At 67.2% G+C, this 25871-nt stretch carries 28 protein-coding genes; 8 read left to right on the forward strand and 20 right to left on the reverse strand.

From position 1 onward, the window contains the following. Both ACZ54P_RS39785 and ACZ54P_RS39790 read right to left on the reverse strand, forming a co-directional pair. A partial coding sequence (locus ACZ54P_RS39785; RefSeq protein WP_465466791.1) for a fibronectin type III domain-containing protein occupies window positions 1-2708 on the reverse strand: 2708 nt, incomplete at its 3' end. A 370-nt stretch (window positions 2709-3078) separates the two neighbouring features. Further along, window positions 3079-3708 (reverse strand): DUF1707 SHOCT-like domain-containing protein, encoded by a 630-nt coding sequence (locus ACZ54P_RS39790; protein WP_465466792.1) that lies wholly within the window; start codon window positions 3706-3708, stop codon window positions 3079-3081. A gap of 272 nt (window positions 3709-3980) precedes the next feature. Here ACZ54P_RS39790 and ACZ54P_RS39795 point away from each other — a divergent pair, with 272 nt between their 5' ends. Continuing rightward, window positions 3981-4490 carry a hypothetical protein gene (locus tag ACZ54P_RS39795; RefSeq protein ID WP_465466793.1) on the forward strand — a complete coding sequence of 170 codons (510 nt, stop codon included), beginning with the start codon at window positions 3981-3983 and terminating at the stop codon, window positions 4488-4490. Between the two features lie 35 nt (window positions 4491-4525). On the opposite strand, the gene ACZ54P_RS39800 is transcribed toward ACZ54P_RS39795, so the two are convergent. Next, window positions 4526-5260 (reverse strand): hypothetical protein, encoded by a 735-nt coding sequence (locus ACZ54P_RS39800; protein ID WP_465466794.1) that lies wholly within the window; start codon window positions 5258-5260, stop codon window positions 4526-4528. Window positions 5261-5591: 331 nt separating this feature from the next. Between ACZ54P_RS39800 and ACZ54P_RS39805 the strand changes: the two genes are divergently transcribed. After that, the gene (locus ACZ54P_RS39805; RefSeq protein ID WP_465466795.1) at window positions 5592-6500 is read left to right on the forward strand and encodes a Scr1 family TA system antitoxin-like transcriptional regulator; all 909 of its coding nucleotides are present in this window, start codon (window positions 5592-5594) and stop codon (window positions 6498-6500) included. Further along, window positions 6497-6712, forward strand: a complete 216-nt coding sequence (locus tag ACZ54P_RS39810) for a DUF397 domain-containing protein (RefSeq protein ID WP_465466796.1) — start codon at window positions 6497-6499, stop codon at window positions 6710-6712. The genes ACZ54P_RS39805 and ACZ54P_RS39810 overlap by 4 nt, the downstream gene beginning before the upstream one ends. A gap of 73 nt (window positions 6713-6785) precedes the next feature. On the opposite strand, the gene ACZ54P_RS39815 is transcribed toward ACZ54P_RS39810, so the two are convergent. Together ACZ54P_RS39815 and ACZ54P_RS39820 are read right to left on the reverse strand one after the other, a co-directional pair. Beyond that, the gene (locus ACZ54P_RS39815; RefSeq protein WP_465466797.1) at window positions 6786-7205 is read right to left on the reverse strand and encodes a MarR family winged helix-turn-helix transcriptional regulator; all 420 of its coding nucleotides are present in this window, start codon (window positions 7203-7205) and stop codon (window positions 6786-6788) included. 105 nt (window positions 7206-7310) lie between these two features. Then, window positions 7311-8252, reverse strand: a complete 942-nt coding sequence (locus ACZ54P_RS39820) for a phosphotransferase family protein (RefSeq protein WP_465466798.1) — start codon at window positions 8250-8252, stop codon at window positions 7311-7313. Window positions 8253-8480: 228 nt separating this feature from the next. On the opposite strand from ACZ54P_RS39820, the gene ACZ54P_RS39825 reads away from it, so the two are divergent. The 3 genes from ACZ54P_RS39825 to ACZ54P_RS39835 all read left to right on the forward strand — a co-directional run bounded on the left by ACZ54P_RS39825 (window position 8481) and on the right by ACZ54P_RS39835 (window position 11698). Next, window positions 8481-9716 (forward strand): MFS transporter, encoded by a 1236-nt coding sequence (locus ACZ54P_RS39825; protein ID WP_465466799.1) that lies wholly within the window; start codon window positions 8481-8483, stop codon window positions 9714-9716. Then, window positions 9709-10326, forward strand: a complete 618-nt coding sequence (locus ACZ54P_RS39830; protein WP_465466800.1) for a CGNR zinc finger domain-containing protein — start codon at window positions 9709-9711, stop codon at window positions 10324-10326. Before ACZ54P_RS39825 ends, ACZ54P_RS39830 begins: the two co-directional genes overlap by 8 nt. Window positions 10327-11062: 736 nt before the next feature. After that, window positions 11063-11698, forward strand: a complete 636-nt coding sequence (locus ACZ54P_RS39835) for a carbonic anhydrase (RefSeq protein WP_465466801.1) — start codon at window positions 11063-11065, stop codon at window positions 11696-11698. 12 nt (window positions 11699-11710) lie between these two features. Here ACZ54P_RS39835 and amaP read toward each other — a convergent pair whose 3' ends face one another. From amaP to ACZ54P_RS39870, 7 genes are all read right to left on the reverse strand, one after another. Next, entirely contained in the window at window positions 11711-12283 is a 573-nt protein-coding gene (gene amaP / locus ACZ54P_RS39840) for an alkaline shock response membrane anchor protein AmaP (protein WP_465466802.1), read from the reverse strand. Next, complete coding sequence (locus ACZ54P_RS39845; RefSeq protein ID WP_465466803.1) at window positions 12280-12807, reverse strand: DUF6286 domain-containing protein; 528 nt, start codon at window positions 12805-12807, stop codon at window positions 12280-12282. Before ACZ54P_RS39845 ends, amaP begins: the two co-directional genes overlap by 4 nt. Further along, window positions 12804-13208, reverse strand: coding sequence for an Asp23/Gls24 family envelope stress response protein (locus ACZ54P_RS39850; RefSeq protein ID WP_465466804.1), 405 nt, complete (start codon window positions 13206-13208; stop codon window positions 12804-12806). The genes ACZ54P_RS39845 and ACZ54P_RS39850 overlap by 4 nt, the downstream gene beginning before the upstream one ends. A 4-nt stretch (window positions 13209-13212) precedes the next feature. Then, a complete protein-coding gene (locus ACZ54P_RS39855; protein WP_465466805.1) occupies window positions 13213-13389 on the reverse strand; it encodes a hypothetical protein in 177 nt (58 codons plus the stop codon). After that, window positions 13386-13682, reverse strand: coding sequence for a hypothetical protein (locus tag ACZ54P_RS39860; protein WP_465466806.1), 297 nt, complete (start codon window positions 13680-13682; stop codon window positions 13386-13388). The genes ACZ54P_RS39855 and ACZ54P_RS39860 overlap by 4 nt, the downstream gene beginning before the upstream one ends. Then, window positions 13679-14149: an Asp23/Gls24 family envelope stress response protein gene (locus tag ACZ54P_RS39865; protein ID WP_465466807.1), complete on the reverse strand. Its 471-nt coding sequence runs from the start codon at window positions 14147-14149 to the stop codon at window positions 13679-13681. The genes ACZ54P_RS39860 and ACZ54P_RS39865 overlap by 4 nt, the downstream gene beginning before the upstream one ends. Window positions 14150-14298: 149 nt before the next feature. After that, on the reverse strand, window positions 14299-14613 hold the full coding sequence (locus ACZ54P_RS39870; RefSeq protein ID WP_465466808.1) for a WGxxGxxG family protein: 315 nt from the start codon (window positions 14611-14613) through the stop codon (window positions 14299-14301). A gap of 208 nt (window positions 14614-14821) precedes the next feature. On the opposite strand from ACZ54P_RS39870, the gene ACZ54P_RS39875 reads away from it, so the two are divergent. Further along, window positions 14822-15403: a hypothetical protein gene (locus tag ACZ54P_RS39875; protein WP_465466809.1), complete on the forward strand. Its 582-nt coding sequence runs from the start codon at window positions 14822-14824 to the stop codon at window positions 15401-15403. Between the two features lie 157 nt (window positions 15404-15560). On the opposite strand, the gene ACZ54P_RS39880 is transcribed toward ACZ54P_RS39875, so the two are convergent. From ACZ54P_RS39880 to ACZ54P_RS39910, 7 genes are all read right to left on the reverse strand, one after another. Beyond that, on the reverse strand, window positions 15561-16118 hold the full coding sequence (locus ACZ54P_RS39880) for a hypothetical protein (RefSeq protein WP_465466810.1): 558 nt from the start codon (window positions 16116-16118) through the stop codon (window positions 15561-15563). A 67-nt stretch (window positions 16119-16185) separates the two neighbouring features. Further along, window positions 16186-16554, reverse strand: coding sequence for a VOC family protein (locus ACZ54P_RS39885; RefSeq protein ID WP_465466811.1), 369 nt, complete (start codon window positions 16552-16554; stop codon window positions 16186-16188). Window positions 16555-17059: 505 nt separating this feature from the next. Beyond that, a complete protein-coding gene (locus ACZ54P_RS39890; protein WP_465466812.1) occupies window positions 17060-18658 on the reverse strand; it encodes an ABC transporter substrate-binding protein in 1599 nt (532 codons plus the stop codon). A gap of 10 nt (window positions 18659-18668) precedes the next feature. Continuing rightward, the gene (locus tag ACZ54P_RS39895) at window positions 18669-19571 is read right to left on the reverse strand and encodes a serine hydrolase (protein WP_465466813.1); all 903 of its coding nucleotides are present in this window, start codon (window positions 19569-19571) and stop codon (window positions 18669-18671) included. Beyond that, window positions 19568-20956 (reverse strand): serine hydrolase, encoded by a 1389-nt coding sequence (locus tag ACZ54P_RS39900; RefSeq protein WP_465466814.1) that lies wholly within the window; start codon window positions 20954-20956, stop codon window positions 19568-19570. The genes ACZ54P_RS39895 and ACZ54P_RS39900 overlap by 4 nt, the downstream gene beginning before the upstream one ends. Window positions 20957-21085: 129 nt before the next feature. After that, window positions 21086-22720 carry a helix-turn-helix domain-containing protein gene (locus ACZ54P_RS39905; RefSeq protein WP_465466815.1) on the reverse strand — a complete coding sequence of 545 codons (1635 nt, stop codon included), beginning with the start codon at window positions 22718-22720 and terminating at the stop codon, window positions 21086-21088. Window positions 22721-23355: 635 nt separating this feature from the next. Further along, the gene (locus tag ACZ54P_RS39910) at window positions 23356-24210 is read right to left on the reverse strand and encodes an alpha/beta hydrolase (RefSeq protein ID WP_465466816.1); all 855 of its coding nucleotides are present in this window, start codon (window positions 24208-24210) and stop codon (window positions 23356-23358) included. A gap of 101 nt (window positions 24211-24311) precedes the next feature. Here ACZ54P_RS39910 and ACZ54P_RS39915 point away from each other — a divergent pair, with 101 nt between their 5' ends. Further along, window positions 24312-24908: a TetR/AcrR family transcriptional regulator gene (locus tag ACZ54P_RS39915; RefSeq protein ID WP_465466817.1), complete on the forward strand. Its 597-nt coding sequence runs from the start codon at window positions 24312-24314 to the stop codon at window positions 24906-24908. Window positions 24909-25001: 93 nt separating this feature from the next. Here ACZ54P_RS39915 and ACZ54P_RS39920 read toward each other — a convergent pair whose 3' ends face one another. Next, window positions 25002-25769, reverse strand: coding sequence for a dioxygenase family protein (locus tag ACZ54P_RS39920; RefSeq protein WP_465466818.1), 768 nt, complete (start codon window positions 25767-25769; stop codon window positions 25002-25004). Between the last annotated feature and the right edge of the window lie 102 nt (window positions 25770-25871).

Below are 25871 nucleotides of genomic sequence, written 5' to 3' on the forward strand. Positions count from 1 at the left end.
GCTGCCAAGCCGTCCACGGTCACGGTGGTGCCACTGACCGATTTGACCAGCGAAGCACCCTGGTAGACGTCGTACCCGGTGACACCCACGTTGTCGCTCGCGGCATCCCAGGCCAGTGCGACGGTGGTTTCGGTCGTGCCGGTGGAGCGCGGATTGCCCGGGACCCCCGGGGCCACCGTGTCGGGCGCGGCCTGCGTCCGCACGGTCACCGCGGCGCTCGGGGCCGACTTGTTGCCCGCGGCGTCCTTCGCGACCACCGTGAACGAGTACTCCGTGTCCGCTGCCAAGCCGTCCACGGTCACGGTGGTGCCACTGACCGATTTGACCAGCGAAGCACCCTGGTAGACGTCGTACCCGGTGACACCCACGTTGTCCGTCGAGGCGTTCCACTCGAGGGCCACACTGGTTTGCGTGGTTCCGGTGGAGCGCGGATCGCCCGGCGCCGCGGGAGCCTGCGTGTCCGGTGCGGCCTGCGTCCGGACGGTCACCGCGGCACTGGCGGCCGACGCGTTGCCCGCGGCGTCCTTCGCGACCACCGTGAACGAGTACTCCGTGTCCGGCGCGAGGCCATCGACCGTCGCGGAGGTCTCCGTGACCGTCTTCACCAGGGTCGCGCCGTTGTAGACGTCGTAGCCGACGACACCCACGTTGTCGCTGGATGCCGACCAGGACAGCTTGACGCTGGACTGGCCGACATCCGCCGCGGCGAGGCCTGCCGGAACACTCGGCGCTTCGGTGTCCGGGACAGTGGCCGTCCGGACGGTCACCGGTGCGCTGGGCTGGGACTTGTTCCCGGCCGCGTCCTTGGCGACGACCGTGAAGGTGTAGTCGGTGTCGGCGGTCAGACCGTCGACCGTGGCACTGGTTTCGGTCACCGACTTCACCAAGGCCGTGCCGTTGTAGACGTCGTAGCCGGCCACACCCACGTTGTCGGTCGAAGCATCCCAGGCCAATCCGACGCTGGCCGCGGCTGTGCCGGTCGAGTGAAGATTGCCCGGCACCCCCGGAGCCTGCGTGTCCGGCGCGGCCTGCGTTCGAGCGGCCACCGCGGAACTGACGGGTGACTTGTTCCCGGCGGCGTCCTTCGCCACCACTGTGAACGAATACTCGGTATCGGCGCTCAGCCCCTCGATCGTGGCGCTCGTGTCCGTGACCGTCTTGACCACCTCGCCACCCCGGAGCACGTCGTAACCGGTGACACCGACGTTGTCACTCGAGGCGTCCCACGCCAGCGTCACACTGGTCTGCGTGGTCCCGGTCGAGCGGGGATTCGCGGGCGCCGTCGGCGCCTGCGTGTCCGGAGCCTTCGCGGTGTGAGCCGTCACCGGCGCGGTGGCCGGGGAGACATTGCCCGCCGCGTCCCTGGCCTTGACCGTGAAGCTGTAGTCCTTGTCCGGCGCGAGACCGTCGATCGTGGCCGAGGTGCCGGTCACGGCCTTGACGAGGTTGGTGCCCTCGTAGACGTCGTATCCGGTCACGGCGACATTGTCGGTGGCGGCGCCCCAGGACAACCCGACGCTGTTCTGCGTGACTTCACCGACCGTCACCGCGCCCGGAGCCGAAGGCGCGGTGGTATCGGGCGCGGACGTGATGGTGAAGGTGTGCAGGACGTTGGCCTGCCCGTTCGCGGGCGTGCAGTCCGCGACGAACGTACCGAGGCCGGTCTCCGCGCCGGTAGCCGTCAGCGGGGTCATGGTCAGCACCAGATCGTGCACCGACAAGGTCGCCGTCCCCGGCTGGTCGAACCGCAACGACGGCGCGGCCCCGCTCGCGTTGATGATCAGATCGTTGCCCTTGGCCGGAATCGGCTGCAGCGGGACAGCGGTCGGCACACCGACGGCCAGGTGGCCTTGCGGGCTGGAAACCAGCGAGGTGGCCAGCGCCGATCCCTTGATGGTTTCGGCGCCGACGAGCCGAAGTCCCTCGGTCGCCGTCTTGCCCGCGTTGGACACCGCGGTGATGTCGATCTTCGGGGTGAACTGGCCCGCCGTGATCGTGTCGGGCAGCGTGGCGTTGATGTCGACCGCCACGTCCTGGTTGCCGATCAGCGGGAACGGACAGCTGTAGACCTGACGGAGCGGCGGATGGTTTCCCACGCCCACAACGGTTTCCGGGGTGACCGGCGAGCCGGTCACCGTATAGGTCTGCAGGACGGTCGCGGCCCCTTCCGACAGGACGCAGTCCGAAGTGAAAGTGCCGAGACCGGTCAGGGTGCCGTCGGCCTTGAGCGGGGTCATCACCAGCTGGAGACCGTTCACCGCCAGGGTCGCGGTTCCCGGCTGATCGAATCTCAACGCGGGCGCGCTGCCCTTGGCGTTGACGACGAGGTCGTTGCCCGCCGCCGGAAGGGGCTGATTCGGCACGTCCGCGTCGACCTTCACCGTCAACGCGCCCTGATTGCCGGGCATCGTCACGGTCGAAGTCGCCTTCGCGATGCCCTGGATGGTTTCCGCGCCGACGAGGCGAAGGCCGTCCGTCGCGGTCTTGCCCGCATTGGACACGGCCGCGATCTCGATCGCGGGAGTCAGCTTTCCCGCCTCGATCGTCGAAGGCTGGGTGGTCTTGATCGTCACCGAAACGTTCTGATTGCCGATCAACGGGAACGGGCACGAATAGGTCTGCGTGAGCTCACCGGGTGCCGCGACACTGGCACCCGAACCGGCCACGAGACCCAACGCCACCAGCGCCGCCGTGGTCGCCACGGCCATCACTCCGGTCAGTCTTCGATTACGTCTTCTGTGCTTCACAGGTCACTCTCCCAGTGCTCACTCAAAGCCCACGGAAACAACGACACAAAAAAGCCTCTGCCGCCCGTCCCCCCAACGATTTTCGGACGCGCTACCGGCATGCCATACGGAATTAACACACCCGAAGCACAGGCCAGGCAAGAGAAAAGACGAGACCTGTAGAACGATTCGAAACACTTGTCACGGGCGGGTGCTTCACCATCCGCGAACCTGTCAAGCGCGGGATATATCGAAGCCCGTTATGACGCGACCGCTGATGGGTTCTGACCAACTGTCGGCACAATGCCGAGATTGTCCAACGGGCGTTGCCTCAGCCACGTCGAGGCGGCGCTCATCGACGCGCTCGGCGGGACGATCGGTGCTCGCGCCTGCTCTTCCGCGGAGACTCCCGGGATTTGCGGATCACCTTCACCGAACCCCACCAGGCGAACCCGGTGACCCGCAGAATCGGCGTACCCACCAGCGATCGCTGTCCCGCCGGCCTCCGGCCGCCCCCGAACCCGCCCATGAGCCCGACACCACGGACATCGACGACAACGTCCTCGGGGACCACGATCTTGATCCCGCCCATGATCGCCCTGGCCTTGATCGTGCAGAGTCCGTCGACGAATTCCGCGTGACGCAGGTCGAGGCGGACACTCCCCCAGAACGCACGGCTGACGTGTTCCGCGGGCAACACCCCGTCGAACCGCCGCGCGACTCCGGACATGACCGCAACCGACCGCCGCGGCCCCTGTACGCCGTCATCCGGGTGCACCGGGCGGGCGGGGGAAGCGGCCGGAAGGTCCGCGATGATCGGCTCGAAATCGGCGAAAGTCTTGGCCGCGTAGACGAGATCGAGCCTGCTTTCCACTTCGGCGGCGGTGAGCCGCCCCGCCCCCATGGCCTCGTAAAGGAGTTGTGCCATCCGCTCACGGTCGGAATCGGCCACCCGCATCGCCGATCGCTCCAGGTTAGACATGACAGCGACTATAGAACGCGCAATGGAGCACGGATCTGCCGCACAGGACATTCTTCTTTCCAGTCGCGGGCTATAACGGCCGTCAGCATGAATAGCGCACAGAGGCTCACGCATCGCACAAAAAAGGTCGACCGGGCACTGACCACGAGCGAATCGGGCGCAGGACGAATCCCGCCTGGCAGCGCAAGAGTCACGATGCGGCCTCGACCGGTAACGAAAGATCAGGTTCGCGGGACATACCGACGTAGACCATCGTCATGCTGGAGGAGTTCGTGACCATCCGTCGTATCGTGGCCGCCGCTTCCGTCGCGCTGGCCGCGCTCTCGTTGGCCGCGTGCGGCGGTGGCTCGCCGTCGGCGATCGGTTCCGCCACGGCCACCGCCGGGAGCAGTGCCCCGAAGACCGCGGAAGACGTCACGAAGACGCTCGGCGAAAAGATCGCCACACTGAAGCCGATCAAGGCATACACCGCCGAGGACGACCCGAACCACCTGTTGGGCCGACCGAACGGCTACACGTCGAAGACGGCGTTCGGTGACTCGCGGGTCAAGACAGCCGACGTCGAGTACCTGGGCGCGGATTCCGTGGAGCGCGGCGGGTCGGTCGAGGTGTTCGCGGACGAGGACGGCGCGAAGACGCGGATGGACTTCATCCAGTCGGTGTCGAAGAACCTGCCTATGGTCGGCGAGTACGACTACATGAAGGGCTCGGTGCTGGTGCGGGTGTCGCGGTTCCTCACTCCGGACCAGGCAAAGGAGTACGAGGCCGCACTGAACGGCTGACGGAGCAAGGAAAACGCTCCGGCTGTCCCGCTCACCTATCGCCTCGGGCCCCGGCGATCCGGCCGAGGACAAGCCCCATGACGCGGGACTCGCGAACCCAGGTTCGGACTGCGAGGCGCGGCGGAGGTTCTGACAAGAAGCACCCACCCACGCGTTTCCGCCTCCTTGCCTTTGACCTCCAGCGGCGAATACGACGCCGCGTGACTGAATTCGCTGTGCTGGATCACCTCATCGAAAAACCACTCGGACCCGACGATGGCCAGAACCGCGGAGCTGTCCGCGAGCGCCACCTTGAGCGATGACGCGTCGAGGAGCCGGAACGCGTGGATGATCGAGTAGCCCGTGACTCCGTAGTCATCGTAGTTGATCTCCCCCGCATGCAGGACAAGCCGAAGGCGCATCTGTTCTTCATACGGATGAGTCGAATTGTGCCTGGACAACTCCAGCGCGAGATTACAGGGAAGACGGTCGACGAACAGGCCCTTCGGCGTCTCAGCACGAGAGAGGATCAAGATGCCGTCACCACGGTCTTCGCGGTGACACGAAAGCCACGGAATTCCGGCGCCTTCGAAGGCCGCCCGCATCACCTTGTAGAGACCGCGGCGTATGCGCACTCGGTTCGCGTTGCTGCGGTGATGCTGCCCGAAGCCCTCGATGTCGACCGCGACGATGGTGCAGTGGGCCGCGGCCTGACCGACCGCCTCCAGCGCCACAGCGTCACTCACGTCGAAACTCAGCGTCGTCGGCGACTGCGGATCATCGCTCGCCATGACAGCCTCAGCGCGGGGAGGCGAACCCGTCGACAGTGAGCGGCGGCCGGTGATGGACGGCTCAGGATGGGCATCGGGCCCATATCGACCAGGAGTTGACATCTGGTTCCTCCCCGTTGGCGTACGGCATCGATGTGGCGGCACACCGCCAGAAAGCCAGGCGCGGGGTCCCGGTCGCGGAGCGTCGGACTGGACTCTCGATGGGCCCTTGTAACCACGACATGCAGCTTGACTGGGCGGTCAGCTTGCCAGGTCGCTGAGAACGTTAGAGTGGGGTTACACTTCCCCGCTACAGTGACCGGTCTATCGTGTGGTTACCGTAACCATGCACGTGAACCAGCTCATGCACGAAGGTGACGACCGGAGGGGAGGGGAAGTGTCACAGCCGACATCTCCCGTGGTCGCGGCATGGGAGCTCGCCCTTCGACTCCGCGAACGTCGCGATCAACTGAACATCGACGTCAAGACCATCACCGCCACGCTGGGCTTCTCACGCAACTACTGGTCCGCCGTGGAAAACGAACGCAAGATCCTGTCCGAAGAGAGCCTGAAAAAACTCTTGACGCTTCTCGAGTTGGACGACAGCGAGCGGCAGGAGTTGCTTGATTTGAGACACCTTGCCAAAGAGCGAGGCTGGTGGACCAAATACACCAGCTTCCTCGGCAACGAGATTCAACGCATGTTCGGCCTTGAACTGGGCGCCCAGGGTGTCCGCGATTACGAAAGCCTGATCATTCCCGGACTACTACAGACCGCGGACTACGCAAGGGCGATCATGACACCGGCTGTCGTCGTTCGCCAAGTCGAGGTCGATCAGCGCGTCGACGTCCGGCTCCATAGGCAGCAGCGACTCGGGGGCGAAAATCCACTCCATGTCACGGCCATTATCAGCGAAGCCGCGCTGCGACAGCGGATTGGCGGCCCGGCTATTTTGCGCGACCAGCTCGACTACCTCGCGAACATGATCGAAGAGCATTCCGAAACCATCAGAGTTCGCATTATCCCCTTCACCGCGAAAGCATGTGGGCTCTTCGGTGCGTCCACCGTACACATGATCGATTTCGAAAACCCGAGGTTACCGACTGTCGCATGGCAAGAGACGGTCACAAAATACGATATCATCGACGACCCGACACAAATCCGCGATCTGACATTGACCTACAGTGACGCATTCGGCCAAGCCATGGACGAACAGCAATCACTGGAAATGATCCGCCAATACGCCAGGGAACTAGATTGAACGACGCTCAACTTCCGCCGTCAACGACAACTCAGGGAGACTGGTTCAAAAGTAGCTATTCGAACGCGGCAGGCAGCTGCGTAGAAGTAAAATTTTTGAGCGATCACGTCTTGGTGCGCGACAGCAAAGATCGCGCGGAAAACCAGCCGACAATCAAAGTCGAACTTACCAGATGGCGTTCCTTCTTGAAATCTCTCGAAGCACCTTCGTAGCAGAGACGCGCGAGGACCCGACGGCGCCGAAGTCGATCTGGAACAGGTCGGCCCACTCGCTGTCCGGACGCCCTCAGTCGGACGCGAGGATTTCGGCCAGCCGGACAGTGTCTTCGAGGTAGCGCTCATAAGGAAAGCCTGCCGCGACGAGCGCCTCGCGGAACTCGTCGTAGAGCGGTTTTCCGGCGGCATGGAAGGCTTTCCGGCCGAGATCGGTGAGGCGGACCAGCCGTCGCCGCGCGTGTTCGGGGTCGACGGTGATCCGCACCAGGCCGTCCGCTTCGAGTGGCCGCAAGGCCCGGCTGATCGCCGGATCGGACACCGACAGCGCCTGAGCGAGCCGATGCTGCGTCGTCGGCTCGATGTCCTCAAGCGTACCCAGAAGCCGTATCTGGCTGTAGGTCAAACCGTCGGGGTCGTCGGTGCGCCGCCGGGTCGCTTCGCCCATCAGCATGACCACGCGGTGCAGCGAGTCTGCGAGTCCGTCGTCCACGACCTCACCGTACCACATTGTTGACTTGTTAATATTAACTAGGCAAGACCTGTGCTGGCTCCCGATCGAGCACGGCCGGATAACCGGGGCCACGCAAGGGTCCGCTCATGATCTCCGCGAAATGGTCCCGCTGCGACGCAGGCGCTCGCGGGCCTCACTCTCGGACAGCGAGGTGATGGGCAGCCCGGCCACGGCTTGATACTTCGCGTCGTAGGCCCTGGTCCAGACACCGGCCGCCCACGACCGCTCACGTTCGTCGGCGCTGAATACCCGGCCACGAGCTTGGCAATACGCGTCGAGGAACCGCTCAGTGTCCTCGACGGTCGCCAGCTCGTCCACGCTGCCGGTCGAATACAGCGCGGCGGCAAAGCCGACGAGAACGGCTTCGCCATCCACGGTCATGCTGTCCCAGTCATGCACCACCAACAGCGTGTCTCCGCTCCAGCGCAGGTTGCCGGCAAGCCAGTCGCAGTGGCCGATCACAGCCTCGGACTCGCCGTCTCGCAGCCGGTCACGGGCACTGCGCCCGGCATCGTCGATCCACTCCGGACCGGCGACCGCGTTGAGGTCGGCTTCTTGATTCTCCGGACATGGCCACAGTCCGTCCTCGGCGTGGTCCCACGCCGCCCACGACGGTGCCGGTTCGAGCGTGGACACCTCGGCCGGCGGTGGGGCGAGCCTGATCAGCCGCGCGAACGCCTCAGCGAAGACCCGGGCCGCGTCGTCCGCGCCCGGGAGCATGGCGCCGCCGGGGACGTAGGTCTCAGCGGTCGCGACATCCTCCCCGAGAGGCTCTGCGCCGGTGAGCGGCTGGGGGCACGGATACCCAGCCTGGAACATCCGGCGCTGGACGTCGACGCAAGCCGCTGTCCGGGGCATGTCCGGACGAACCTTGACCACGACCTCACGGTCGTCGGCCAGCCGGAGCCCGATGACGGTGGAGAGATGCCCGGAGCTGAAGATCTCGTCCGCCGGAGGGCTGCCGAGATGCTCCCTGCACCACTGAGCAAGGCGCGCCGGATCGATGGCATGTGCGCGAGACGACATCCGAGCATCCTCACCTGCGCTGCTTCCGAAAAGGGCGACCAGACCACTTACCACCGTAACGATGATTGCCGGTGTAAGTGGCAAGTTCGACCGAGAACACGCAAGTCAAATACAATCGACCAGCATGTATGACGGCTTTTCTCCTCACTCCCCTGCCCTTGTTAGCCTTATCCAGTGAAACCCTGATAGACGGTGCATAAGTGATGCTTTCCGGGGTAGACGGACAGCATGCACACCGGAGCAGCAGCCACCACGACCCAGGACGCGGAAGGCGGCCGGGCGAGTCCCTGGCTTCCCGGTCTGTCCGGGCTGGCGACACTCGCGGTCACCTACGGCTTCGGCCGCTACGGATTCGGTCTCTTCCTGCCACGCTTCCAAGCCGAATTCGGCGGTTCCACCGGCGCGCTCGGAGCCGTGACCAGCATCGGTTATCTGGGCGAGTTGGTCGCGCTCTGTGTCGTGGGATGGTGGGCGGGCCGGAGGTCGCCGCGGTTGCCGATCGGGATCGGGCTGGGCTGCGCCGGTACCGGGATGCTGCTCATCGCCGTCGCTCCCGACATGTGGGTCCTGGCTGCCGGGGTCGCGGTGTCCGGAATGGCACCGGGGTGGGTCTGGACGCCGTATTCCGACGTCGTCCAAGAGACCGTGAAACCCAGTGGGCGGACACACGCGCTGTCGATGATCAGCACTGGCACGACCTTCGGGGTCGTGCTCGCCGGCCCGGCCGCTTTCTTCGCCACGGACTCTCGATGGAGGCTGGTCTGGCTCGGCGCCGCGGTGGTCGCGTTCCTCGTGATGGCTTGGAACATCCGCGCACTGCCGTCCGCGCCGGTGAAACGCGCACAACCACATGCGACGGTTCAGTGGCGTGAACTGGTCGGCAGGCGGGGCGCGTGGCCCTTGTTCGTGGCAGCCACGTCATCCGGGCTCATCGGTGCGGCCTACTGGTCGTTCGCCGGAGTCGCGGTCGCGACGGCCAACGGCGGAAACGAACGCGTTGCCCCGGCACTGTGGACGGTCATCGGGATCGCGGGAACGATCGGCGTGTTCACGGGTCGTTTCGTGCGACACCACGGTCTTCGTGCGATCTTCGTGACCGCACAGATCGCCCTTTCCCTCTCGACGGCCGTTCTGTGGCTGGCGCCCGCGGGCTGGGGATTCGCCCTGACCTCCGCCGCGCTCTACGGCTGCGGCTTCATGGTCGGCGGCACGCTGCTGTCGGTGTGGAGTTCGCTCGTGTTCCCGGACCAGCCCACCCGCGGCTTCAGCGTGGTGGTCGTCTTCATCACCCTCGGCGCCGTGGTGGGCCCTGCGGTGCTCGGGCGCGTCGTCGACAACGCCGGGCTTCCCACCGCCTTCACGATCGCCACCCTGCTCGCCCTCGCCACACTGGCGGCCCTGCCACGACGCTCACGTAACCGCCCGGAAGGGCCACAGTGCTTCCGGAAGGATCGTGATGCCTGAACCGCTGGAACACATCGGTGGCCTGGTGTGCCTCGATTTCGCCAACACCGTGGGCCCTCGACGGGCTCGTGCCGACAAGGACACTCACGATTACCTCACGGACTTCGCAAGCCTCATCGAGTGGTCCACCGACGCCGGAACCATCGGGACGAACCGCGCGGGTCTCCTGCGCAAACGCGTCCGACGTGACCCCGAGGCCGCCCGGGGCACCCTTTCGCGCGCCAAACGACTACGCGAGGCCATTTACGCCGTTTTCGCCGCCATCGCCCAGGGCGACGAACCGCCCGGCCCGGCGCTCACCCATCTCCAGCAGGTATACGCCGAGGCGATGCGACACGCCGCCCTGGTCTCGACCCCCACCGGCTTGGACTGGAGCTGGGCACTTCGCGGAGAACTCGACTGCGTTCTCTGGCCGGTCGCCCGCTCCGCCGCGGAAACGGCGATCAACGCCGACTTCGACCGGATCAAAGAGTGCCTCGGCCACGAGGGCAGCTGCGGCTGGCTGTTCTACGACACCAGCAAGAACGGGTCCCGCCGGTGGTGCAGCATGAGCGGCTGCGGTACGTGGGAGAAGACCAGCCGACGCGGTTCGACTTCCAGGAAGGCGTGACGAGCTTCCGGACACCTGGCCCGGTCCCCGTCGACTGTTCTTTCTGAATATAGAGCCCCACGGCGAATGAGGACGGCCCGGTGCGGCGTCGCTGTGACACCGACATTGCGCGTGCGCCGGTACCCGGCCATATCCCGCTGATACTTGTCCACGAACGAGCGTCGAGCCGGCTCAAAGCCGCTTGGTGTCGTTGTCGGGTTGTGCCTCCGGGCCGGTGGACGGCGACCCCGACGGAGCGGAAACGATTCCCGTGCTGCCGGGAAGGTTCGTCGAGAACGCCGCCACGCCGTGACACACCCGTTCGGCGCGGGAGCGCTTGAAGCGACCGGTGTGCGAGCCGTCCACGCGCGCCTGGATCTGGGTCTCTACCTGTTAGTACGCGAATACGGCTCGCACGTCGCTCACGCCATCGGGCGACTCTTCGTCACGAACGCCGCGGAACACCCTGGCGCTCACCGTCCGCCGGCACCGTCCAGCCCACCACCCAGCCTTCCGCATCCTGCGATGGCGCTCCCAGGAAACCAACACCAAGCTACGGACACTCGCCGAAAAACTCACCGCCGCCATCACCACCCTCGGCGGCAGCCCCACCGGACAACGCACCCAGTTCGACCACATCCTCCTCACCATCCACGACCAGCCCGACACCTCGACCACCTGGCACGTCTTGTGACCTGCGCGACGCGACCCGCTTCGTGTCCGATTCGCCGGTTCTCGACCGGTTATCCTGTGCCCCATGATCGACGCGCACCTGACCCCCTCCGAGGCTTTCGACCTGTTGCTCGCCGGAAACCGGCGGTTCGTCGCCGGCACCCCCGAGCACCCGAACCAGGACGCCACCCGGCGCGCCCAAACCGCACCAGGACAACGTCCCTTCGCCACCCTCTTCGGGTGCTCGGACTCACGACTGGCCGCCGAAATCATCTTCGACCGCGGTCTGGGAGACCTCTTCGTCGTCCGCACCGCCGGCCACGTCGCCGGGGCGGAAGTGCTGGGCAGCATCGAATACGCCGTCAGCGTGCTGGACTGCCCGCTGATCGTGGTCCTGGGCCACGACTCCTGCGGCGCGGTCGCCGCCACCCGCACCGCCCTCGCCGATGGCCTCGGCACCAATGGTTTCGTCCGCGACGTCATCGAACGCGTCACCCCCAGCGTGCTCGCCGCCCGCGCCGCCGGACTCACCGAAGACGACGACATCATCGCCGAACACATCCGCCAGACCGTCGACCTTCTCATCGACCGGTCCCGGCTCCTCGCCGACAAGATCGAAGCCGGCGAAACCGCCATCGCCGGTCTGTCCTACCGGCTCGCCGACGGCAGCGCCCGCGTGATCACCACCCGCGGGATATCCACGGAACAGGCCACCGCCTGACGAAAGGAACGGCTAGAGGGCGCGGGCGCCCGTCTTGGCGGAGAAGCGGAACTCCACGGTCACCGGCAGGGTGTCGAGGTCGAGTGCCTGCCGCAGTCGCGGGAGGCCGTCGGTGTCGATCCGGCGGCGGATTTCGGTGACGTCGCCGTCCTGTTCGGCACTGATCACCAGCGCGACGGCCGGTGCGTGACGGGTGCCCGCGAGCGTCGCGTGCGCGGCGTGGACGCCGGGATAGTTCGAGACCTCGGCGACGAACGGCTCGATCGCGGCGCCCGCGGCCAGTTCGGTGCGGCCTGCGGCAGGGTCGGTCTCGAAGCGCCAGGTATGGGTCTTGGGCTTTCGGGTCAGCTGCGCGATGAGCCACCGCAGCAAGAGCAGGCCCAGCACGACCGCGACCGCGGCGGCGACGTAGAGCGCCCAGGTGGGCGGCTGCCCGGTACCGGCCACCAACGCGGATTCCGGTCGCACGACGGTGAGCGTGCCGAAATGGGTCAGCAAGGTGAAGGCACCGGCCGCGATCAGGACGAGACCGAACAGGGCGAGCAACGTGCGATTGAGCCGGGCGGGACGGTTCAGGCTGGTCATGACGCGCTCCTGGCACTGCGGACCTTGACCTTGACGGTCGGGCGGAGGGCGGGGTCGATCTGGTCGAGCCGGTGCGCGATCGCGCCGCGAACGGCTTCGGCCAGACCATCGGTGGTCGCCCGCCCGGTGCTCACTCTCGCGGAAACCTTGCGGGACTTGAGTTTCACCGTCGCGCTGGACACACCGTCCACTGTGGCGGCCGCGGCGCGAAGGGTGGAGCGGTAGCTTCGACGCGAGGCTCCGGAGTCCAGATCGCCTTGCAGCGGCAGGACGGTGAGCCTGCCCGGCAGCACCGCCGCCAAGAACAGGATCACCCCGAGGAGCACCGCGACGCCGCCGATGACGGCCGTCGCGAGGTCACTCCAGCGCAGATCGTGCAGGGTGCCGGCGACGGTGTCGTAGCGGATCCAGGGCGGTTCGCCAAGAAGCATCTGGACCGCGACGACCGCCACGAGGGCGCAAGCGGCGAGCAGGACGATCGCGGTGAGAGTCGCGGGAATGCTGCGGCGTGGGCGGCGTTTCACTGGACCCTCCTGGTTTCGGCGGTGGCGGTGTGCAGCGCCGTGACGGTGATGTCCACCTGTGACACCGTGAGACCGGTGAACTCTTCGACGCGGCGCATCACATGGCGGCGGGCGTTCTCCGTGGTGCGCGAGACCGACATCGGATAGCTGACGGAGATCCTGACATCGAGGCTGACGGTACCACCGCTGACTTTCGCGGTGACCTTGGCGCTGTTGTCGATGTCTTCGCCACCGACAGCGACACCGAGGACCCGGCTCGCGGCACCGCCGACACCGTCGACCTCGGTCACCGCGTGCGCCGCGATCCGTTGCACCGTGCTGTCGGAAATGGTGAGGATGCCCCGGTCTCCGGCGTCGGCGGGAGCCGTTTCGAGGGGCGCGCTCGACAGGGTGGCGGTCATCTGGTCAGCCCCTGTCGCGGCCGGTGAGTTGCGAAAGGTCGAGCTTGCCGTCGAGGACCCGGCCCACCAGCAGTCCGACGGCGCCGAGGACCAGAACGACGATGAAGGCGCTGAACCCGCCGAAAGCGGCCGCGAGTCCGAGAGCGAGGCCGGTGAGCAGGCCGAGATGCGTGGAATTCATGCTTTCTCCTTGGCTGGTGCGGAGGCGATATCGCCGATCCGCACGTGTACCGGGAGGCCGACCGGCCCCACCGCCGCGCGGACGTCGTCACTGATCTCGACGGCGGTCGCCGGATAGCGGCCGGTGACACCGATGGTGATCTCGTCGTCGCGGATGCGGATCCCCGGGATCCGGCGGCCACGCAGGAGGGTGGCGATCTCGCCGAACCGGCCGCTGTGCAGGCCCGCGACATGGGGTTGGGCCTGCACAGCGGCGGCGATGCGGTCGGCGTCGATCTCGACGCCGCGGGTCACTGGACGCGGCCGGTGTCGCTCTTGGCGTCCTCGTCCTCGTCGTCGCCCGGGATGTGCACGTCGGACACGTTGATGTTGACCTCGACGACCTCGAGCCCCGTGATCTGCTCGACCGCGCCGATGACGTTCCGGCGCACCGCGCGGGACAGGTCGGCGATGGACACGCCGTATTCGACGAGGATCTGCAGGTCGACCGCGGCCTGCTTCTCGCCGACCTCGACCGACACACCCTGGCTCGCCGAGGCCGTGGCGCCGGGGATGCGCTCACGGATCGCGCTGAACGCCCGGGCCGCACCGCCACCCAGGTCGTAAACCCCGGAGATCTCCCGAGTGGCCAGTCCGGCGACCTTCGCCACGACGGTGTCGGCGATGGTGGTGGCGCCCTTGCTCGACTCCAACGCGCCCGTACCGGTCTTCTCGACCTGGGCCGACTGGCTGGGGGCCTTGGTGGCAGTCGAATTCGTCATGACTCTCCTCGGGTCGGTTCTTGCGGTCTCGATGGAAGTTCACGCTCGTTCCATCCTTACTTCCACACCACTAAGACCCCGTGCTGAGAAGATCGTCACGACCCCATCGTGTGACACCCGTCCCACCCACCCGGCGCCCGCAACGGTGATCAAGCACCCGGCGGGTTCCGTCGTGGTTCGGCGGGCGGATAGGTGTTCGCCGGCGGCGTCCCGGGAGCCGCGGCCGGATATCCCGTCATCGCGCCCGGTTTCGGCTCACGGCGGACCAGCCCGGCAAGGCCCAGGAGGCCGAGCAGGCCCAACAGGCCCCATAGACCGTTGTCCCCGTCGGAGTCGTTCCTGTCGTTCCTGTCGTTCGGGTCGTTCGGGTCGTTGTCGGCCTGCTGCCCTGCGTGTGTCGCGACCGCGGTCGCGGGCACCGCCTCGGCCGGAACCGTCCCGGCCAAGGCGATGGCTACGGGCACCGCGCATACGGAAATGAATTTCGCTGCCCTGTGGCGCATTTGATGAACCTTCCCTCGGTGGCAGATGATCGGACGGCTTCTGCGTACCCGCGCGGAGCCCGCCCACACCCGCATCACCCTGACGTGTCACCCACACGGGGCTTTTCGGATTAGAAGACGGCTCACCGGTCATCCGGTTTCCAGCGGCACGAGGAAAGGGAGGAAGGCGATGACGGCGGCGTTGTGGGGTCTGATCGGACTATCCGGCCTTCTGGGCGTCTACGGACTCGCCCGGGTCCGGCCCCGAACAGAGGGCCAAGCCCGAACTCCGGCAGCGGACGCCCTCGCCCGGTATCCCGTGGCTCGCGAACCGGCGGTGCCGAACGCCGATACCGCGCACACACCGCTCATGATCCCGGCGGTCACCCCGGAGATGATCCTCGGCGCCGGGCGCAGGCGGGTTTCCCGGCGAGGCGGGGTTCAGGCTCCCGGCAAGCCTCAGTCGCCGACGCCCCGGCCGAACCTCGCCGGAACACAGCCCGCCGCCGCGGCGCCGGTCACCGACCCCGATGCTGTGCCGGTCCAGGCGGGGCCGCGGATCGAATCCGCGGCCCCCAAGTGGCCGGAACCTGAAGAGACCGCCTCGGCGGAGGCGGAATCCGAACCGGCCCAAGCCCCGCCACCGGCAAAGCCCGCCGAAGTCTCATCGCGAAAACAACACCGGTTCGGGACGCCCGACCTGCTCGATCCGGTCACCCGTAAAGCTAAGCGGGTCAAGGGAAATCTCCGCCGGAAACGGTCGAGCCGGTGAGCCGGGTCGTGCTGTGCGCGACAGTGCCCGCCTCTGAGCACCGAAGTGGCGGTCAGACCCGGTCGCGTCCGACGTAGACATTGCGGGCACGGTAGTAGCTGGGTGCCGTCGGACGCGGCGACCCTGATGAGCCTTCCATCTGCAGGTTGATGGATGATCAGCCACATCGGCTTGCCGACGAAGTTCGCGCCGCGTGCCGGGCGACCCACTTCCCGTCGAGGTAGTAGTGGATGTCCACATCGGTCGCGTTCACCTTGGTGATCCAGCTCCGGTAGCCATGCCATCCGCCCGGGTTGCTCACGTTCACCAGCGAGTTGGGCCAGGCACCGGAGCCGTTCTTGGAGGTGTTGAACCAGTCCCGGCTGTCCCCTTTGAATTCGAGGATGTCGCTCTCCGGCGGCCAGCTCGTGGCACCGGTGAGCCAGAACGCCGGCCAGGTGCTCCGCGCCGACGGAGCCTGCCATTCGCCCCGAACCTCCCAGTTCGGGAACTGGTCCGTCGCGGTGACCTGCTGCTTGGCGTGGATCGCGCCCGAGATGTAGTGAATCGGCAGATACGGATCGGCGGAGCTGTTTCCTTCGTTCGCCTTGGTCCGCGTGGCCTTGAGTACCAGGACTCCCCCGGATTCGAGATAGAGCTGACTGTGGTCGGACGGACTCGCGTACATCCTGGCGGTGCCGTTGTGATCGGAACCCAGGGATAACGGTAGTTCCACGCCGACTGGAGATTCCCTGGTGGATGCCGGACAAGTTGTGGTCAACCAGCGACGGTTCAGGGCCGAATCAGCTCTCCGCTTGGCTGATGGAGACTTGCCGCAGATCCGGGTCACGCGTGGTGATCCGGCCGCCGGGCGCGCAGTCCGGATAACTGATCGGGCTGGTGTCGATGCCTGCCGCCCAGAGACGGCGGCACAGATGCAGAAGATTGCCGGCGCTCAATGCGGGGGCACTGCCGTCTGAATGAGCGTTGGGGTCGCCTTGTTCGAGCACGAACAGGGCATCGCCATTGCGCAGCTGCACCCACCCGTGACCTGACCGGCGGGCTTCGCAACCCACGTCGAGGTAGAACCGCACCGACCGAGTCAGGTGGCCGGTACGGAAACGTCGTGTATCCAGGGCAATCGACAAATCCGCCAAGTCGGCGTTGTCCATGATGAAGCTCCTGACGGGACGGGTTCCTGAGGTACCCCGCCACGGTCCGGAGCGGTGACGGCTCCGGCACCGGTGTGGACACCGGGCCGGTCAGCTGTCGGCGAACCGTCGCACCGGTCGCGGGAGAATGCAACCTACGGCCGCGGACCGCGTGGCACCCCTCCTTGGTGGGAAATGCGAGAATTCCCTTGAGTGTCAAGAGTTTTCTCGGAAGAGACGGACCACATCGGACCGACCAGATTAACCCGATCGTGCCAGGGTTGCGGGCGCCCAGGTCGTGAGTGGCGATTCGGGTTCTAACCCGAATCGCCACTCACGACCACCTGGACCGACGGCCCACCGCCGCCGCCCTCTCGTCCAGTACATGATGGCCTTCCGGGACGGGTGAAGGGAACTTTGAAGGACCCAGAGTCCCTCAAGGAGTCCTTTACGGACCGGCCGCTACCGGGCTCACCCCGTCGTAGGTACCTAAAACACTCTTGGTTCTAGGCGACCACGCCGGTCATCAGCCATACATCCGGATCGACGAGGGTTGGAGGAAGGTGTTCGAGATCTCGAAGCTCGCCTTGTTCCCGAAGGTCGGGAGCACCGAGTTCGCGAACTGTGCGACGTCCTGGCGTTCGAACAGCGCCGTCTCCGCGGCCAGCCAGTCCGGGCAGCCCGCGGCCCCGACCTGGGTGGCCGCTTTGGCGACCAGCGCGTCGTAGCGCGGATTGTCGATGTGCGCGAAGTTCGTGCCCTCCGGGGGACGGCTGCCGGACACGAACGGGATCAGCTGGCTCGGCAGATTCAGGCTGACCGGTGCCATCGAGAGGTCCCAGTCGCCGGTGGCGAACAGCGTCTGGCTGGTCGCCGGGCTGTCCAGGCCCTTGAGCGTGACGTCGACGCCTGCCTCCTTCCAGCCCCGCTGCATCAGCTCGGCGGCCGGTGCCATGGTCGAGCCGATCTGGGTGCCGTAGATGGCGGTCAACGCGAGGCGCTTGCCGTCCTTCATCCGGATGCCGTCCGGGCCCGGTTTCCAGCCTGTCGCCTCGAGTGCGGCCTTGGCGGCGGCGAGGTCGAAGCCGGGGATGTGCCCGGTGGCGGAGTCGCCGGTGCACACCGGGGGTTCCATGGTGATCAAGCCCCGGACCGGGGCACCGGCGTCCCGGGTCAGCACCTTGGCGACCGGGGTGAGGTCGAGTGCCTGTATCAGCGCGCGGCGCATCGCCTGGTCCGCGCCGAAGCGGCCGGGCGCCTGGTTGAACCACAACTCGCCGAACGCCACGGTCGTGTCGGCGTGGAACAACCCGCGCGCCCGCAGCCGCTGCTGGTCCGGCCCGATCACCTGGGCGGCGTTGAGTTCGCCGGACAGCAGCAGGTTCGTGACGGTCGTCGTGTTCGGGATGACCCGGATGACCACCTTGTCCGGCAGGCCCTTCTGCCGGGGATCGAAGGTTCCCGGACCCCAGGTGTAGTCCTTGCGCCGGGTCAGCGTGTAGTGGTCGTTCGGGACGATCTCGGACACGGTGAACATGCCGGTGCCGTTCTCGCCCTTGGCCAGCGTCTTGCGGTCGGCGAGGCCCTTCGCGCAGACGATCGGGACGTTGCCGACGTTGCGGAGCAGGAACGCGTCCGGTGCCCCGCTGGTGACCTGCACCGTGCCCGCGGAATCGTCGGCGACCGCCTTCGTGCCCACCTGCACCGTGTTGCCCGCGATCGGCGACTTGTTCGCCGGGTCGCCGATGAAGTTGATGTTCGCCGCGACGTCCTTCGCGGTGAGCGGGCTCCCGTCGGGACACGTGATGCCCTTGCGCAGGGTGAAGGACGCGGTGGTCGTGGTGGCCTCCCACTGCGCCGCGAGCCCGGCCTCGGGCTGCCCCTTGCCGTCCATGCCGAGCAGCCCGTCATAGAGGTAGCGGCCGATCTCGCCGGCTATCGAGAGCACGGTGAGCGCCGGGTCGAGCGTCCCCGGATCCGAACCGACGGCATAGGTGAACGTCTTGCCGTCGGCCAGTTTCCGGTTCGCCGTCGGGTCCGCCCCGGAAGGCGCCGGTGCCCCGCACGCGCTCACGGTCAAAGCCACCGCGACTGCCGTCACGGCGGTGTGCCGAGCAGTTTTCATGGGAGTTCTCCTACGGTGTCGCGTTTTCGGCGAGAAGGTGGTCGACTGCCAACCGGGCGGTGGCGCCGATGGACGCGTCGACCCCGGGAAGGCGATCGTCGAAAGAATGGGCGCGCGTGAACACCGCGACCGCGAACCGGCGGCCCTCGGGCAAGGTCACCACTCCCGCTTCGTTGCGGATGCCCGGCAGCGTCCCGGTTTTCGCGGCTATCCGCACACCGGAGGGGAATGCGGAGGACAGCCGGTGCGGCCAGATCTGCTGGGCCATGATCGCCCGGACGCGTTCGCAGGCTTCGGGTTCGCCCGCCCTGTCCATCCAGATCGCGTCGAGCAGTTCGGTCGTCTCGCGCGGTGTCGACGAGGTTTCCCTTTCCGGGTCGCACATCGACAGGTTCCGCAGCTGTTCTTCGGTGGCTTCGGCCAGCAGGGCGTCGATTTCGGCGAGGTCGGTCCCGCCGAGTTCGGTGATCCCGATCCGGGACGAGTCTTCGCAGGAGCCGATCAGCCGGGTGCGGGTCAGCCCGAGGTCGGCGACCACCCGGCAGATCGTCTCCTGGCCGATCCGGTTCCAGATCAGGTCGGTCGCCGCGTTGTCGCTCATCGTGAGCATGAACCAGGCCAGGTCGCGCCAGGTCATCTCGACGTCGTCGGCGCAGCCCGCGGTGCCGATGCCGCCGATCCGGTACCGGGCGGTCACCTTCGTGTATTCGGTCTCGTCGAGCCTTCCGGCCACCACCTCACGGGCATAGGCGAGCGCGATCGGGATCTTGAACACCGAGGCCAGGACCACCTGATCGTCGCCGCCGACCGACACTTCGGCACCGTCCGGCACGCCGACTTCCCGCGCGTGCAGCGACCCTTCGGCCCCCGCGGCGGCGAACACGGCCTCGATCCGTTCGCGGATGTCGCTCACTTCGCCACCCGCCGGTCCGCGCGTCCGGTGTGGAGGAACCGGGCCCGGCCGGTGCCGTCGTCGCCGACGAACTCGTGAGCCACGTAGGCGCCGGGAACTTCCGGAATGACGGCGACGAAGGTTTCGCCGTGCCACGGCAGCAACTCGACCGTGCCCGAGGGCTCGTCGAGTTCGGCGAACTCCCCCTTCGGGGTGCGCCGCAGCCAGAGCCGTCCGCCCTCGGCGGTGACGACGGTCGAGACCACCCTCGACGAGTACTCCCCCACGTACCGGGAAAGATCGGCCGGGGACAGTGCGGGATCCGGTTCGGGCAGCGGTGGGACCGTGATCCCGGCGAGTTCGCGCATCAGCTCGGTGGCGATCTCGTGGTAGACCTTCAGCGTGGCGCCTCCGTTGGTCAGCAACGCGAACGCGACGTCGCGCTCCACCGCGACCCGCAGGAAGGCCGACTGGCCGATCGTGCCGCCGTCGTGGCCGACCACCGTGCCGCCCTGCCAGCCGAAGTCCACCCAGCCGAGGCCCCAGTGCGCGCCCATGATGCCGAGCTCGGGCACGGCGACCTGCGGCTCGCGCATCGCGCGCACCGACTCCGGCGACAGTACCTGGACGCCGTTGTCCGCCTTACCGTCGTTCAGGTGCATGCGGGCGAAGGTCAGCAGATCGCGTGGGCGCATGACCAGCGTCGCACCGGCGGGTGCGTTGGAGCGGGCGAGCGACCAGACCTTCGTGGGCACCGGCTCGCCGCCTGACTCCGGCAGGAGGTGGCCGACCGCGGCGCGATGGCGGATGGCGTCCTCGGCCCCGCAGCCGGCATGGGTCAGGCCGAGCGGGCCGATCAGCCGTTCGCGCACGCAGTCGTCCCAGCACTGGCCTCGCAGCACCTCGACGATGCGGCCGAGCACGCAGTAGCCGGCGTTGCTGTAGGAGAACCGCTCCCCCGGCGGGAACAGCTGCGGCACGTCCGACAGCAACGGGATGAGCTTCGCCACCGCGTCCTCGCCGGTCCCCGTGTCGGCGAAGACGTCGCCTTCGAACCCGCCCGTGTGACACGCCAGCTGCCGGACGGTGATCGTGGCCGCGGCCTCCTCGTCGGCGACCTGGAACTCGGGCAGGTAGTCGCGCACCGGCCGGTCGAGTTCTACCAGGCCCTCGTCGACCAGCTGCATGATCAGCGTGATCGTCCAGATCTTGGTGATCGACCCGATCTGGAACACCGAGTCCGTTGTGGACTCCACCCCGGTGCCCGTGTTCACGACACCCGCCGCGTGCTCGACGACCTCACCGTCGGCGAACACCGCGATCGCGGCACCGGGAACCTGGTGCTTGTCCAGCAAGACGGAGAAATTCTCCCGGAGCCAGGTATCGATCTCGGAAATTTTCGACATGTGCACCTCTTGTCCGGTGTGGATGGTCCGGCGTTGCGGGAATGCTAGGTCCCGGCGAGACGTCCTTTGTTCGTCCGGACCGAGGAGAGCGCACGGGAAAGTTCCTCCGCACGGAGGAAGCTCGCCGGGTCAGGCTTTTCCGGGCCGCATGCCATGGAGCAGCAGATGCAGTTGCACCATCGCCGCGAACCGGTCCCGGGGGTCGTCGAGGTCGATTCCGCCTACCTCGGCCAGCCGTCGCAACCGGTAGCGGAAGGTGCTCGGATGCACGTATGCCGCCGCCGACGCGGCGTTGGTGTCCCCGAACGAATCGAGCCAGCACCGCAGCGTGTGCACGAACTGGGACTGGTGTTCCCGGTCGTAGGCCAGCAGCCTCGCGATCGGCCCGGTCGCGACATCGCCGCGGGCCGCGGAAAGGTCCGCCAGTTCGAGCATCAGCGCGTCGACGTGGGCGTCCTCGGCCGTGAGCACCCGCTTGGAGCCGCCGTTGGCGAGCAGCACCCGCAACGCCCGGTCCGCCCCGCTGCGAGAGTCGTACAGGCCCGCACCCTCGAGCGCCGTCGGTCCGACGCCGATCGCCGCGGAGACCCGGTGCCCGATTCGTTCCAGGAACGCGGTCGCGACGCGCACCGAGCGTTCCTGGTGATCACCGTGGTTCCCGGGCACCGGCACGATTCCGTACGCGACGTCGCCGACGAGCGCGACCGCCGAGCGCGGCTGGACCGCGCTCAGATGCATGGCGAGCGCGTCGGCGACGCGTTGGCGTTCGGTGGCGAGCCAGGGGTCGTCGTCGGCCGGGTCGAGCAAGCCCATCGCGAGCACGACGGCGGGTTGGCCCAGCAGCCCGAGGCGCGCGACGGCTTCCGGGGCCTGGCGCCCGCCTTCGAGCGCGGTGCTCACCAGATCGGCTCGCAACCGACGTTCGACATCGGCTCCGGCGCGCAGCCGGAGCAGGTGCAACGCCACGATCTTCGAAGCGTCCATCAGCGCCACCGCACGTTGCTCGCTCAGCGTGTGATCGACCACGGCCCAGATCGAGCCGAGCACCTCGTCGCCTGCCCGGACGGCGACCACGACCCGGGGACGGTTCTCGCCCTCGTCCTCGTCCGGATGGAAATAGACCGGTCCCGCCTCGCTGTAGAGGCGGTCGAAGAAGCCGCTCTTCTCCAAGCCACGGGTGTAGCGTTCCGGCACCTGGCGGCCGAGGATCGTCTCGACCCGAGGCGGATCGGTCTCGTCCTGGCGGCCGGAGAACGCGAGCACCCGCGAGTCACGGTCCTCGATGGTGATCGGCGCGTCGAGCAGCGCGGCGATCGCGTTGGCGAGCGCGAACAGGTCGCCGGTCGGGATTCCGCCGAGTGCCTGCGGGGCGACGTCGCCGACGTCGCCCTCGGCCAGCAAAGTGCGGAGCATCGCGGCCAGCTGCGTCCACGACGCCCTGCTCGCCAGCCCGAGCAACGCGACGCCGGAGGACGCGGCCGCCCGCGTCAGCTCGGCCGGAGCGGAGATCGGCGCGCGCACGACCAGCGCGGACGCGCCGCGTTCGCCGAGCTCGTGCAGCAGTTTCACGATCCCACCGGGATCGCGCACCCCGACCCCGAGCACCACCGCCCGGTCGGGGAACTCGGCGTCGTCGTACGGGTCGTGGATCACCACGCCGCCGAGATGGCGACGGGTGTCCCGGCCGACCGCGATCGGCTCGAGGAGCACGTCCCCGAGTGCTTCGATGACACGGCTCAGACTCGTATGCGATGTGCTCGGCACCGGTGTCCGCACTCCCGAAGGTAGATCCGGCCTCGCCCGAACCGGCTGGTCCGACCGGACGGAATGGTATTCCGGACTCGACGCTGACCGGCGCGTATCCGAGCAGCACGCCGAAGCCGAGCGTGCAGCGGCCGTCCCGCCGCGACCGCCTCCGCGTAAGCCCGGCCGACCGGCGGTGCCGTCGAACCCGGTAGCCGGGATCGACGACACGACCGCCGCGCGAAAGCGTGCGCATACCTGCCCTCCTGGCCTCGCTGGTGACGACCCTAGGAGGATTCGCGGGCGGGCCGTTCGTCCCGCCGCATGAATCCCAGCGTGAACTTCCCTCCGGAAGCACCAACCCGGGAACCGAGTTCGGGTTGCCGAGGTCGATGAATGGCGGGTCGGTGAGTACCGGACGACAAGCGCCGGTGTGCGCCTTTCCGGCCGCTCCGTGTGGTGTGATCTCGGCTGACACCGCGGTCGTCCCGTCGTCGGTGAATTCGACGCGGAAGCGGGAATCGTCTGCGCGGTCAACGGAAGAGCCAGGCACACAGCCATGACGGCGCCGACGCGTGGGTCGGGATCGCGCCGTACGTCCAGCCGATTCACGGGAATCGAACCGGACCCGAGTCGCCCTGCCGCGGCGTTCGCGCTTACCGGGCCCGGCAAGTCCTGAGGTAGCTGAGGAACGAGGCCTGCAGGCCGGTCACGTGCGTTTCGCGCAGGACGGCACTGGTGACGTCCGCGCCGAGGGAGGTGAGGCGGTGCAGGACGGTGGCCGTGTTCTTCGTGAGGTTCTGGTAGATGGCCAGGTCTCCGAGCAGTTCCCGCTCGTTGAGGGTCACATGAAGCTTGGCGGCCTGCCGCCGGTCACCCAGCTCTTGGAGCTGGGTGAAGATCCGACTGTCTTCACCGGTGACGCCGGGGCTCCCCGCTCCGATGCTCTCGAAGAGCGTGCTGCCGGTGAGCCAGGTGTAGAGGCTGAAAAGCCCGCCGTAGGAATAGCCGAAAAGGCCGTGCCCGCTCGTGGCTGTGCCGTAGTCGCGTTCGATCCGCGGGTGCAGTTCCGCGGTGAGGAAGCTCAGGAACACGTCGGCGTGGGTGTCGCGCAGTTCGGCGAGGTAGGCGTCGGATTCCTCGCGTGTCCTCGCGCCCGCTCGAACCCCCATCTCCACGGCATCGACAAGTTCCTTGGCGATGGGCTCGCCGGGCGGCACGAGGTCTCTGTTGCGCAGCCGATCCCAGTGCTGGGCGTCTTCGCCCGCGTAGCCGACGCTGACCTGGATGTAGGGCTGTATCCGCTGCATGGGGTCCGTCTGGGTGACGATGAGCGGAGCCGTCATGCCCACGGCCCAGTTGCCGTCGAGCACGTACACGGCAGGCGCTCGCGTAGTGGCGGGGTCGTAGCCCGGTGGCGTGGTGACCCAGACGCCGTAGTCGTGCCCACCGCTGGAGCGCGTCTCGAAGTAGTCGGTGTCGGCGAGGCAGCCGTGCCACATGGCGCTCATCGCAGGTCCTTCACGACACGTCCGGCTTGGACGACGCCGACAAGCTGAAAACTTCCCACAAGTCATTCCCTTCGCTCTTTTCCAATGGATAAACTGTGGGAGTGATCTTGTCAAGCACGGAACACACCGGTGACGCACGCGAGCGCCTCCTGGCTCGGCTTCTCGACGCCTTCGGCGAGACCCTTCCCGCACCGGAGGTGTCACTGCGCGAAATCGCGGCCCGGGCCGGGACCAGCCACGCCCTCCTGCGATACCACTTCGGGTCGCTTCCCGGAGTGTTGGCGGCCATGCTCAAGGCGCAGCGATCCCACGACAACGAGGCTCTTTTCGAGGCCGCCCCGCAGGGCACCTTCGACGACCTCGTCGTGGCGATCTGGCGGACCTACACCCGCCCGGAGCAGCTGTCGCGTGTCCGCGGCTTCTTTCACGTCGTAGGGCTGGCCGCGTACAGCCCACAGGACTTTCGTGAGTTCATCGACTCACTCGACGACCTGACCAAGATGCTGGCCTCGCTCGCGGAACGCGAAGGGCTCGACGCCGACGAAGCGCTCACCACGGCCACAGTCACCATCGCCGCGATTCGTGGCCTGCTCCTCCAAGAGGTCCTGACTCCGGCAGCCCACTCGGAGGACACGGTCGCCTTGATCCTGCGCATGAGCAAGAACCGACCCGTTCCACAGGCACATCCGAAGCCGTGAGCGGCACGCGCGCGTGCGCGTGCCGCTCACTATCGGGCAGGACTCACCGTCGCCGCCCGCGTTCGCTGGTCCCGGCGGCTTACCGGGCCTGCTTCAGTCGGGCCTGCCGACTTGGGTGTTCGACAGATCGAGACCGATCGCGAAGTCCGCCGTGTAGCCGTTTCCGGCCTGCTGGGGACGCAGCAGCATTTGGGCGCCGCCGTTGCGGTAGATCGAGTCCCGGCTGTTGGTCGTGTCGGCCGGACCTTTCCGCCGGTACGGCTCGGTCCGGAGGTACGCCGCGCCGAACTCGGGCGTGAAGTAAAGCTGCGAGGTGAACTCGTACGGCCTGCCGTTCGTCCCGACGGTGCGTATCTTGACGTGGATATGCAGCGTGCGCCCGGAATACCAGCCCGGAAGAATGGTGGTGAACCGAGCTACTCCCGATTGGTCGGTATTCTGGTAACCGCGCAGGAAACGGCGACCGGAACTGCCCTGGGACGGAATGTCGGAGTACAGCCCGAACGCGTCGCACTGCCAGAGGTCGACCATCGCTCCCGGCAGTGGCGTGCACACCTGCTGACGGATTTGCTGGACGGTGAAAGTGATTGCCAGCGCGGTGCCGGGAACCAGTTGCCCGGTGGCCGGTTCACTGCGGATATCGGAGCGGTTGAGCCGCTCGTCGACGAAGTACGGACCCTCCATTTGCTCTGGCTTGACCACGCAATCCAGCGTGCAGACCTCGGGTGGTCCCGCGGCGGGGGTGGTGGCTCGCGCTGTGGCGGCCCCGGCGACAGTGAGTGTCGCACCGGCGGCGCCGAGCAGAAGCAACGCCTGCCGCCTGCCGAGCACCCGGCCTACTGGCTCATCATCGTCATGCATAGGTTTCCTTTTCGCCAAATAATGGGAGCAGGGAACTGAGCGCAACAAGGGATTTGCTCGCAGGGTGCCGCGCGTATCCGATCATCCGCCCCGACTCGCCCG

The organism is Amycolatopsis sp. NPDC034160 (genome assembly GCF_055575355.1).

Coding starts and splice junctions, on each gene's coding strand:
- ACZ54P_RS39790 (WP_465466792.1), bottom strand. CDS start 3,708: ATGTCTAACCTGGAGCGATCGGCGATGCGGGTGGCCGATTCCGACCGT.
- ACZ54P_RS39800 (WP_465466794.1), bottom strand. CDS start 5,260: ATGGCGAGCGATGATCCGCAGTCGCCGACGACGCTGAGTTTCGACGTG.
- ACZ54P_RS39820 (WP_465466798.1), bottom strand. CDS start 8,252: ATGTCGTCTCGCGCACATGCCATCGATCCGGCGCGCCTTGCTCAGTGG.
- ACZ54P_RS39825 (WP_465466799.1), top strand. CDS start 8,481: ATGCACACCGGAGCAGCAGCCACCACGACCCAGGACGCGGAAGGCGGC.
- ACZ54P_RS39830 (WP_465466800.1), top strand. CDS start 9,709: ATGCCTGAACCGCTGGAACACATCGGTGGCCTGGTGTGCCTCGATTTC.
- ACZ54P_RS39835 (WP_465466801.1), top strand. CDS start 11,063: ATGATCGACGCGCACCTGACCCCCTCCGAGGCTTTCGACCTGTTGCTC.
- amaP (WP_465466802.1), bottom strand. CDS start 12,283: ATGACCAGCCTGAACCGTCCCGCCCGGCTCAATCGCACGTTGCTCGCC.
- ACZ54P_RS39850 (WP_465466804.1), bottom strand. CDS start 13,208: ATGACCGCCACCCTGTCGAGCGCGCCCCTCGAAACGGCTCCCGCCGAC.
- ACZ54P_RS39855 (WP_465466805.1), bottom strand. CDS start 13,389: ATGAATTCCACGCATCTCGGCCTGCTCACCGGCCTCGCTCTCGGACTC.
- ACZ54P_RS39865 (WP_465466807.1), bottom strand. CDS start 14,149: ATGACGAATTCGACTGCCACCAAGGCCCCCAGCCAGTCGGCCCAGGTC.
- ACZ54P_RS39875 (WP_465466809.1), top strand. CDS start 14,822: ATGACGGCGGCGTTGTGGGGTCTGATCGGACTATCCGGCCTTCTGGGC.
- ACZ54P_RS39885 (WP_465466811.1), bottom strand. CDS start 16,554: ATGGACAACGCCGACTTGGCGGATTTGTCGATTGCCCTGGATACACGA.
- ACZ54P_RS39890 (WP_465466812.1), bottom strand. CDS start 18,658: ATGAAAACTGCTCGGCACACCGCCGTGACGGCAGTCGCGGTGGCTTTG.
- ACZ54P_RS39900 (WP_465466814.1), bottom strand. CDS start 20,956: ATGTCGAAAATTTCCGAGATCGATACCTGGCTCCGGGAGAATTTCTCC.
- ACZ54P_RS39910 (WP_465466816.1), bottom strand. CDS start 24,210: ATGAGCGCCATGTGGCACGGCTGCCTCGCCGACACCGACTACTTCGAG.
- ACZ54P_RS39920 (WP_465466818.1), bottom strand. CDS start 25,769: ATGCATGACGATGATGAGCCAGTAGGCCGGGTGCTCGGCAGGCGGCAG.